Raw genomic sequence first — 8806 nt, 5'->3', positions numbered from 1 at the left:
TGCTTTGTCACAGGTCAATCTTTGGGTTGTAAGGTCCCCGTTCGCATGCTGTCATCTTGAGCGGAGCGAAGCGGAGTCCTGACACGAGCGAAGCGACTGATGAACGCAGTGAATAAAGATCTCCCCCCAAGGTTGGCAGGGCCGTTCAATCGCCTAGAGCCCCGCTGAGCGTCGAGGAGATGGTTCGGCGTGCTCCGGGCTGGGCCCGTCGCGTGCTCACCATGACAGGTTTTGGGGGGACACAGAGTTTGGCACAGTCTCCGTACCTAAACATTCAGGTGTGACACAGCACTACGCCACCGCCCCACGGAGCTTGTCGGCGTGCTTCTGGCGCAGCTTTTTCAGTTTCGGGTCGATGACCGCACGGCAGTACGGACGATTCGGATTCGTGTCGTAGTAGTCCTGGTGGTTGGTCTCGGCCTCGTAAAAGGTGTCGAGCGGCTCCACCTCGGTTACGATGCCGTCGCTAAAGACCGAAGCGTTCAGTTCGTCGATCACCGCTTCGGCGGTCTCTTTCTGCTCGGCGTTGTGCCAGAGAATGATGGAGCGGTACTGCGGCCCCACATCAGCGCCTTCGCGGTTGCGCGTGGTGGGGTTGTGGATCGTAAAGAAGATCTCCAGCAGCGTGCGGTACGACACCTGCTCCGGGTCGAACGTTATCTGCACGACCTCGGCATGGCCGGTGTCTTTGCCACAGACCTGCCGGTACGTCGGGTTCGGCACGTGGCCGCCCGCATAGCCCGACACGACCGCCTCCACGCCCTGCACCTGCTGATACACGGCTTCCAGGCACCAAAAGCATCCTCCTCCAAGCGTTGCTTGTTCCATAGCTGTTTTCGACTGGTTGAAAAGGGGTGAGTAGTAGGTAGAAGGTTAATGACCGTTGAAAGCTCCATCCGCAGGTCATCCTGACCTCCGACGGCTGTCGGGGGGAAGGATCTCAACGCTGGCCTCGTACGCTCGGCACCGCCCCCCTGCATCGGAGCACGAAGCAGATCTTCCGTCCGCGTGACCTGAGATGCTTCACTCCGTTCAGCATGACAGAACGTCCTGTATGCACGGTATCACCTAACGTCTGACTACTACCGGATAGTTTTAGGGGAACGCATACGCCCCGACCTGTCCAGAAGATTGATGCATCGCCCACACCTTACAACAAGTTTGCGTGTGCAGCACCGCCGCTACTGGTGCGCCCCAATCGCAATCGCACGGTCGCAGGTCTCGGCCTCAGAGGCATGGTTCGTGGCCACAACGAGCAGTCCACCCTGCGCCACGTGCTCGTCTTGCACGGCACGCACCATCGCACGCCCGGGTGCGTCGAGGTTGGTAGAGGGCTCGTCGAGGATCAGAATGGGCGGTTCGTGCAAGAGCGCCGCGGCCACCTTCACGCGCTGCTGCATGCCCGAGGAGTAGGTGCCCACCGCGTCGTCGGCCCGGTTGGTCAGCCCCACCCGCTCAAGCACCGCCGCAATGCGGTCGTCGGCCCCGGGCACGCTGCGCGCCTGTGCCAGAAACGACAGATTCTCACGTGCGCTAAGCGCCTCATACACACCCAGATACGGCGCTACCAGTCCCATATGCTGCACCCGCTCAGCGCGTGGCACCGCCTCCGCATCCACCTGCAACTGCACCTCGCCCACCGTGGGCGTCAGCAGCCCGAGCACAATGCGTAGCAGCGTGGACTTCCCCGACCCGTTTGCGCCCGTCACCGCCACCGACGTGCCCGCGTGCAGGGCAAAATCCATGTCCCGAAAGAGCACCAGCCGCCCAAACTGCTGGCCGATGCCGCGTGCAGTAAGCTGAATGGATGGTGTGGGCATAGGTCCGTTTAGGGGAAAGCAACAGGGGGTGCCAACAGGCTCCAATCGGATGCGGGTGGGTGCGTAATCGTTTGCTGCGTTTAGGAAGGGTGCTGTAGGTGAAACAGCGTCTCTCTCCGAATAGCCATCGCAGTGCGCGTGGTCGTAGCCACGCCCCGCGCCATCCGTGGCGTGGTAAAGGCCCACGCGCCTGGTCCGGTGGCAGGCAGCACGAGGAGTCCGGCCCGTGCGCCCTCGCCTCGCGGATGCGTGTAGCGCTCGTGCATACTCGTGAGCAGGCGCTCGGCTACCGCTTGTGGCGCGTTGCCCGCAGCTACGGCGTCTACAGCACGAACGCACAGGCTGTGCCCGGCAATGGCTTCGCCCCAGCCCGTGGCACAGGCGGCGGCGTCTTTGGTGGCGTAGTAGCCCGCGCCGGGGAGTGGTGAGTCGCCCACGCGTCCGGGCCACTTGAAGGGCGTTCCGCCGGTGGAGGTGCCCGCAGCCAGGCGCCCATTGGCATCGCGCACGACTGCGCCGACGGTGTCGGAGGGCGCGTTGTCGGGCAGGAACGATTCGCTCGAATCAACAGCAGCTTCAGCGAGGTTTTCGGCGTAGCGCTGGCGCTCGCGCTCACAGATGAGCGTCTCGTTGGCCACGAGCGGGTGGCCGTGCCGCTCGGCAAAGGCTTCGGCCCCTTCGCCCGCCAGCAGCGCCGCCTGTCCGTTGCCGTGGTGCAGCAGATCGCAGGCCACGCGAATGGGGTGCGCGAGCTGCTGCACCGCCATCACACCGCCATAGCGTCCGGTGCGGCCCTCCATGAGACCGGCATCGAGCTCGACCTCGCCCGCGCGGTTGAGCATAGCACCACAGCCCGCATCGAACGCGCCGTGCCCTTCGAGCGCAGCCACAATGCGCGTGACGGCGTCGATGGCCGGAACTGCATCCGAAAAGGCGGACTGGGCGGTTGCCATTGCCTCCACCAGCCCCTCCCGATGATCTGGGAGCGCCGCGTCGGGGATGGCCCAGGCTCCGCCGTGCAGCAGCGTCAGGGGACCGGTCGCTCCCACCGTACCCGATACACCAGAGAAAGCCATGGCTATGAGGTGGGGGCAGCGGACGCGCGTTCGGCAGCAAAGTGCGTGGGGGGCTCCAGCATTGGTTTCAGGCGCTCTACGGTCTGCATATACGGCTGGCGCAGGCTGGGAGTCACCGGATAGGCGGGCGGCAGATCCATTTCGAGCGCATCGATGGGCGTGCCGTGCTTCCACACGCGGTAGTCGAGGTGCGGTCCGGTGGAGGTGCCGGTGGAGCCGACGTATCCAATCGTCTGGCCCTGCTTGACCGTAGCCCCCTGGCGAATGCCGTCTGCAAAGCCACTCAGATGCAGGTATCCGGTGCTGTAGGTGCCATTGTGACGAATGCGCACGTAGTTGCCGTTTGCACCCTTGTAGGCGGCAAACTCTACAACCCCATCGCCCACGGAACGGACGGGCGTGCCCGTGGGGGCTGCGTAGTCGGTGCCGTGGTGGGGGCGACTTACGCCATGCACGGGATGAACCCGGTTCTGCGAGAAGCGCGAACTGATGCGAGCGTAATCGAGCGGGGCGCGCAGAAACTCGCGGCGCAGGCTGTTTCCGTCCTCGTCGTAGAACTCGGCCCGTTCGTCCGATTCTTCCTGAAAGCGAAAAGCGTAGTATGGCGTGTCGCGGTGCACCAGGCGCGCTGCCACCACATCGCCGGGACGGATGCGCTCGCCTTCAACCGACCGCTTTTCGTAGATGATGTCGAACCGGTCGCCGGGCTGCAGGCGGAAGAAGTCCACTTGCCAGGCGTACACATCAGCCAGTTTGATGACGAGTTCAGGATGCGCTCCGCTGTCGATCATTGTCTGATACAGGGAGCCGTTGATGGTGCCCGATGTGCGCGCCCATTCCGTATTTACGGTGCGCTCGTTGACGTTAGAGTCTGCCGGATTCTGCAGGTTGTACACCACGTAGCGCTCCGAACTGGGCGTGTACACGGCGTAGTGTGCCGTTTCGGTGGTCGGGTTTTTGTAGATGCGCAGCGTCTTGCCCGTTCGCAAGCGTCGCACATTGTAGATGTCTTCGACGGTGCTGGCCACATTCACCACCTGCTGGTACGACAAGCCATGCTCGCGCAGCAGATCGGCAAAGGTCTGGTTGCGGCGAATGGTGCGCTCGGTGACGTCCCAGTTGTGCGTGGTGGGCACGCCATATGCATCCATCGAGGCGGATTCTGAGGATGCTGCCTCAGACGAAGACCCGTCGAGCGATGCCGTTTGCACTGCCGGGGGCGATGTTTCGGATTTGTCGTCGTCGCCTATAAACGACAGCGTCAGTACGACGAGAAGGAGCGAGCATGTGCCGCCAAGAAGCGCAGCGCTCCAGCGAGTGATACGGGATTCAGACATAAGGAAAACCTATCCGTTGATGGGAGAAACGGGGTGGCAGTGGGGTGGGATGCAGGGGCTGTGATTCTACGACGCCGAATCGTTCGTATCGGGCACCCAGGTGTGCTCGGGGGCGCCTACGGCATGGTTGGCCCAGCGCGCCATCACGAAGAGCAAGTCCGACAGGCGATTCAGGTACACGAGGGCGTGCTCGTTCAGCGGGGTTGAGGCACTGGCTTCCACGCTCAGGCGCTCGGCCCGGCGGCACACCGTGCGGGCGTTGTGCAGCGCCGCCGCCGCAGGCGCCCCCCCCGGCAGCACAAAGTGCTTGAGCGGCTTCAGATCGGATTCGAGCGTATCGATGTGCTGCTCAATCCCGTCGATATGCGCCTCGGTAATGCGCGGCACCACCGGTTTGGCATTTTCGGGCGTGGCCAGGTCGGCCCCTACGACGAAGAGGTCTTCCTGAATCTCCTGAAAGATGTCGTGGAGCGGCGCGGTAGCGTCGGTATCCGCCAGATGGGCGCGAGCCACGCCAACCAGCGCATTTACCTCGTCGACGGTGCCGTAGGCCCGAATGCGCGGGTGGCCTTTCCCGACACGATCCCCGCCAAAGAGGGCCGTGGTGCCGTCGTCGCCGGTGCGGGTGTAGATTTTGGGCATACCAGAACACGTGCTAAATCAAGAAGATACGAACGGACCGTGCACTTGTAGGCGCAGTCCATGGGGAGTAGATTCGGGGGTGGCGTCAATGCCAAATACGCGGGCCAGGTGCTCGGGCGTAAGCACCTCGCGGGGCGGGCCCGTTGTTACGACGCGTCCGCCATCCATGAGTAGGAGGCGGTCGGCAAAGCGAGCAGCCTGTTCCAGGTCGTGCACCACAGCAATCACGGCTTCGTTGGTGGATTGGCGCTGCTTCAGGTGCTGAAAAAACGAAAAGCAGTACTGAATGTCCAGGTGCGCCGTCGGTTCGTCGAGCAGCCAGGCGGTGGGCTCTTGCACGAGGGCCTGCGCCAGGAACGCGCGCTGACGCTCGCCGCCACTGAGCGATGGCACGGCGCGGTCGGCCAGGTGCGTAATATTCATCGCCTTGAGCGCAGCCATCACGCGGTCCTGATCGCCGCCGGTAAAGGACTGCATCCAGCCTCGGTAGGGCGCTCGGCCCAGCATGATCAGTTCGCGTACCGTCAGGTCGAAGGCAATATACGGCGCTTGCTTTACCACTGCAATTTGCCGGGCGCGCTCGCGGTGCGCATACGCCGAAAGCGCTTCGTCCCGCAGCCACACCGAACCAGCGTCGGGCGTCCACGTGCCCGAAAGCACACGCACGAGCGAGGTCTTGCCACTGCCGTTGGGGCCAATGACGCCCAGCCACTCGCCTGCATGCACATCCATGGACACCGCATCTACAATGCGATTGCCGCTGCGTACGACTGTGACCGATCGCGCTTCAAGCACGGGCGTCATGCATCCAACAGAAATAACACGTACAGCAATACGAACGGCGCTCTCGTATACGCAACAAGCACTGTACCAGGCTGACGCGCATGGGCATTGTAGTCACGGTTTACCGCACCACCGACCCCGGCTCTGCATCGGTGGTGAGGAGCGAGAGATTGCCCTCGCGGTCTTCGCCCATGAGCACCATACCCTGGCTTTCCAGCCCAAACATGGTCTTTGGTGCCAGATTCGCCACCACTGTCACACGCTTCCCGATGATCGCCTCTGGCTCCATATGCTGCGCAATGCCCGCCAAAATCTGGCGCTCTTCGTAGCCCAGGTCCACCTCCATGCGCAGCAGCTTGTCGGCGTCCTCAACGGGCTCTGCGTGGGTAATTTCGCCCACGCGCAGATCCATCTCCATAAAGTCGCCAAACTCGATGGCGTCTTTGGGGGAGGCATAGCCCTGTTCTTCGGGCGTAGGTTCAGAATCAGTCGTATCAGCGTCGTCGGGGCCCAGCTTGTCGCGTTGTGCGTCCATGCGGTCGTCGTCTAACTTATCAAAGAGAATAATAGGGTCGTTCAGGGGATGCCCGGGCTCCAGCAGTGCGGTGCCCGCTTCGTGCCAGCCCCGAGGAGCCGGATCGGGATCGGGCGTGCTGGTGCGCACATCCGTCAGGTTCAGCATCTGCCGCAGGCGCGCTGCAGCGTGCGGCACCACTGGATCCATGAGGATGCCCAGCGCGGCACAGATTTGCAGGCACACATGCACCGTGTTGGCGCAGGCTTGCGGATTGTTTTTGCGGGTGTGCCAGGGCTCAGTATCGTTGAAGTACTTGTTGCCGCGCCGCGCCAGGGCCATGGTCTTGGTGACGGCCTCGCGCATCCGAAAGTCGTTGTACGAGTTGGCGATGTCCCGGGGCGCTTCTCCAAGGGCATCGAGCACAGCCTGGTCGGTGTCGGTCAGGTCCTGGGCTTCGGGCACGGTGCCGTCGAAGTAGCGATCGGCAAAGGTGAGGGTGCGGTTCACGAAGTTGCCCAGCACATCGGCCAGTTCGCCGTTCACGCGGTTCTGGAAGCTCTCCCACGAGAAATCGGCATCTTTTGTCTCCGGAAGCGTTGTGGCCAGCGCATAGCGCAGCATATCCACGCCCTGCGTATCTTCGAAATCATCGAGATACTCGTGCAGCCACACCGCCCAGTTGCGGCTGGTGGAGAGCTTCTTGCCTTCCAGGTTCAAGAACTCGTTGGCGGGCACGTTTTCGGGCAGCACGTAATCGCCGTGCGCCTGGAGCATCGCCGGAAACATGAGGCAGTGAAAGACGATGTTGTCTTTCCCCACGAAGTGGATGAGCTCGGTGTCCTCGTCCTGCCAGTAGTCGCGCCAGCGCCCCGGATCACCCTGCTCCTCGGCCCAGCGCTTGGTGATGGAGATGTACCCGATGGGCGCATCGAACCACACGTAGATGACCTTGCCCTCGGCGTCAATGCCGTGGCGCGCGGCCACGTCGCGGGGCACGGGCACGCCCCACGGCACATCGCGGGTGATGGCGCGCGCCTGCAGGCCGTCGTTGAACCAGCTCCGAATCTGCCCCCGCACGTTGTTCTTCCACTCGGGATGCGTGTCGATCCACGATTCCAGATCCTCCTGCATGTCATCGAGCGGCAGGTACCAGTGGGTGGTTTCGCGGAGCTCAGGCGTAGCATCAGTCAGCGTGCTGCGCGGGTCGATCAGCTCATCTGGACTCAGCGTGGCCCCGCACTGCTCGCACTGGTCGCCGTAGGCTTCGTCGTAGCCGCACTTCGGACAGGTACCCACCACGAACCGATCGGCCAAAAACATCTCGGCCTCGGGGTCATAGAGCTGCTCCTGCGTTTTGAGGGTGAAAGCACCTTTCTCGTCGAGGGTGCGAAAGAAATCGCGGGTGGTCTCGGCGTGCAGGTCGTCGGTCGTCCGCCCGTAGTGGTCGAAGCTCATGCCGAACCGCTCAAAGCTCTGTTCAATGAGCGGATGATACGTATCCACAATGTCTTGCGGCGTGCGGTCTTCGCGGAGCGCGCGCATCAGAATCGCCACGCCCATCTCGTCAGATCCGCACACAAACGCCACGTCGCGCCCGGTCAGGCGCTGGTAGCGCACGTACAGATCGGCGGGCAGATACGCCCCGGCCAGGTGCCCAATGTGCAGCGGACCGTTGGCATAGGGAAGTGCAGCGGTGACGGTGAGACGCGTGTTCGGATCAGGCATGTAAGTCGTTGAATAAAAAAGAGTTTGGGGGATGCGAAGCGGCGTGCCGTGGGCAGGAAACCGGCGCGTATTTAGTTAAAGCTGACGCCGTCGAGCATGTAGCCCTCCAGCTTGCGCAGCGCCTCTTCGGCAAACCAGGCTTCCTTCACCTCCTTGGTTTTGTCGGGGATGTTCTCGTGCGGCTTCTCGTAGCCCTCGATGTCTTTGAGCCAGACGAGCGTTTTGCGGCGCATGGTGCCATCGGGCGCCTCAAACTCCACATCAACCTCGCGCGCCTCGCATGTGCCCTCGGCCACGCCAAACACGCCACCGTGCTTCGGATGGCGCAGTAAGATACGCACGCGCTCGCCATAGTCAAACCGGCTGGTCTCAAAGTCTGCTTCGCTGTAGGTAGCCATAAAACGATGGTGGGGAACCGAGGTCGAACAATTGCGGCGGTGGACAATACCGACTACAGTATAAAAACCACAGCACGCGAATGCAGTTCATTGCCGTGAGCCATGCATGAAAAGTGCCGAATCTGCCATGCCTGCAACGACCTCGCCCCCAGCCCCTCCCGATACCCGTCGTGCACCGAGCACGCTCCACGCCTACCGCTTCTCGCGTGCGCAGTATGAGCGTATGGTGGATGCGGGCGTGTTCATTCCTGACCAGCAGGTGGAGTTGATTGAAGGACGCATCGTCCCTATGAGTCCACAAAGCACCCGCCACACGATCACGGTTGAGCGCATCCGCCGCGTGCTCGATGCCCACTGCCCCGCCGCTGCCTACGTGCGCACGCAGTATCCGCTGGCGCTGGGAAGCCACTCCGAGCCGGAGCCCGACGTGGCGATGGTGCCCGGATCGCTGGAGGACCACGTCGCTGCGCATCCCTCCGAGGCACTACTCGTTGTCGAAGTCGCCGAC

The 8806-nt window shown here is 62.7% G+C and carries 9 protein-coding genes; 1 reads left to right on the top strand and 8 read right to left on the bottom strand.

The annotated features are described in order from the left end of the window. Nucleotides 1-291: 291 nt before the first annotated feature. The 8 genes from msrA to R6U20_RS08940 form a co-directional block, all read right to left on the bottom strand. Nucleotides 292-828, bottom strand: a complete 537-nt coding sequence (gene msrA / locus R6U20_RS08975) for a peptide-methionine (S)-S-oxide reductase MsrA (RefSeq protein ID WP_410337517.1) — start codon at nucleotides 826-828, stop codon at nucleotides 292-294. 353 nt (nucleotides 829-1181) lie between these two features. After that, nucleotides 1182-1820 (bottom strand): heme ABC exporter ATP-binding protein CcmA, encoded by a 639-nt coding sequence (ccmA, locus tag R6U20_RS08970; protein ID WP_410337516.1) that lies wholly within the window; start codon nucleotides 1818-1820, stop codon nucleotides 1182-1184. An 80-nt stretch (nucleotides 1821-1900) separates the two neighbouring features. Continuing rightward, complete coding sequence (locus R6U20_RS08965) at nucleotides 1901-2896, bottom strand: isoaspartyl peptidase/L-asparaginase family protein (RefSeq protein ID WP_410337515.1); 996 nt, start codon at nucleotides 2894-2896, stop codon at nucleotides 1901-1903. A gap of 2 nt (nucleotides 2897-2898) precedes the next feature. Continuing rightward, on the bottom strand, nucleotides 2899-4233 hold the full coding sequence (locus R6U20_RS08960) for a peptidoglycan DD-metalloendopeptidase family protein (protein ID WP_410337514.1): 1335 nt from the start codon (nucleotides 4231-4233) through the stop codon (nucleotides 2899-2901). A gap of 66 nt (nucleotides 4234-4299) precedes the next feature. Beyond that, complete coding sequence (locus tag R6U20_RS08955) at nucleotides 4300-4875, bottom strand: cob(I)yrinic acid a,c-diamide adenosyltransferase (RefSeq protein WP_410337513.1); 576 nt, start codon at nucleotides 4873-4875, stop codon at nucleotides 4300-4302. 18 nt (nucleotides 4876-4893) lie between these two features. Then, nucleotides 4894-5679, bottom strand: a complete 786-nt coding sequence (locus tag R6U20_RS08950) for an ABC transporter ATP-binding protein (protein WP_410337512.1) — start codon at nucleotides 5677-5679, stop codon at nucleotides 4894-4896. Between the two features lie 100 nt (nucleotides 5680-5779). Next, entirely contained in the window at nucleotides 5780-7900 is a 2121-nt protein-coding gene (gene metG, locus R6U20_RS08945; RefSeq protein WP_410337511.1) for a methionine--tRNA ligase, read from the bottom strand. 71 nt (nucleotides 7901-7971) lie between these two features. Continuing rightward, the gene (locus tag R6U20_RS08940) at nucleotides 7972-8298 is read right to left on the bottom strand and encodes a hypothetical protein (protein ID WP_410337510.1); all 327 of its coding nucleotides are present in this window, start codon (nucleotides 8296-8298) and stop codon (nucleotides 7972-7974) included. Nucleotides 8299-8425: 127 nt separating this feature from the next. Here R6U20_RS08940 and R6U20_RS08935 point away from each other — a divergent pair. Further along, the coding region (locus R6U20_RS08935) for a Uma2 family endonuclease (protein ID WP_410337509.1) at nucleotides 8426-8806 on the top strand (381 nt) is incomplete at its 3' end.

It is taken from the genome of Longimonas sp., from assembly GCF_046498435.1.
Lineage (GTDB): Bacteria > Bacteroidota > Rhodothermia > Rhodothermales > Salinibacteraceae > Longimonas.
The sequence above is the reverse complement of the archived record's forward strand: the minus strand, read 5'-3'. Positions and strand labels throughout refer to the sequence as shown.

What these genes read in the sequence shown, in the direction of transcription:
- ccmA (WP_410337516.1), bottom strand. Translation starts at nt 1,820, where the DNA reads ATGCCCACACCATCCATTCAGCTTACTGCACGCGGCATCGGCCAGCAG.
- R6U20_RS08960 (WP_410337514.1), bottom strand. Translation starts at nt 4,233, where the DNA reads ATGTCTGAATCCCGTATCACTCGCTGGAGCGCTGCGCTTCTTGGCGGC.
- msrA (WP_410337517.1), bottom strand. Translation starts at nt 828, where the DNA reads ATGGAACAAGCAACGCTTGGAGGAGGATGCTTTTGGTGCCTGGAAGCC.
- metG (WP_410337511.1), bottom strand. Translation starts at nt 7,900, where the DNA reads ATGCCTGATCCGAACACGCGTCTCACCGTCACCGCTGCACTTCCCTAT.
- R6U20_RS08940 (WP_410337510.1), bottom strand. Translation starts at nt 8,298, where the DNA reads ATGGCTACCTACAGCGAAGCAGACTTTGAGACCAGCCGGTTTGACTAT.
- R6U20_RS08965 (WP_410337515.1), bottom strand. Translation starts at nt 2,896, where the DNA reads ATGGCTTTCTCTGGTGTATCGGGTACGGTGGGAGCGACCGGTCCCCTG.
- R6U20_RS08955 (WP_410337513.1), bottom strand. Translation starts at nt 4,875, where the DNA reads ATGCCCAAAATCTACACCCGCACCGGCGACGACGGCACCACGGCCCTC.
- R6U20_RS08950 (WP_410337512.1), bottom strand. Translation starts at nt 5,679, where the DNA reads ATGACGCCCGTGCTTGAAGCGCGATCGGTCACAGTCGTACGCAGCGGC.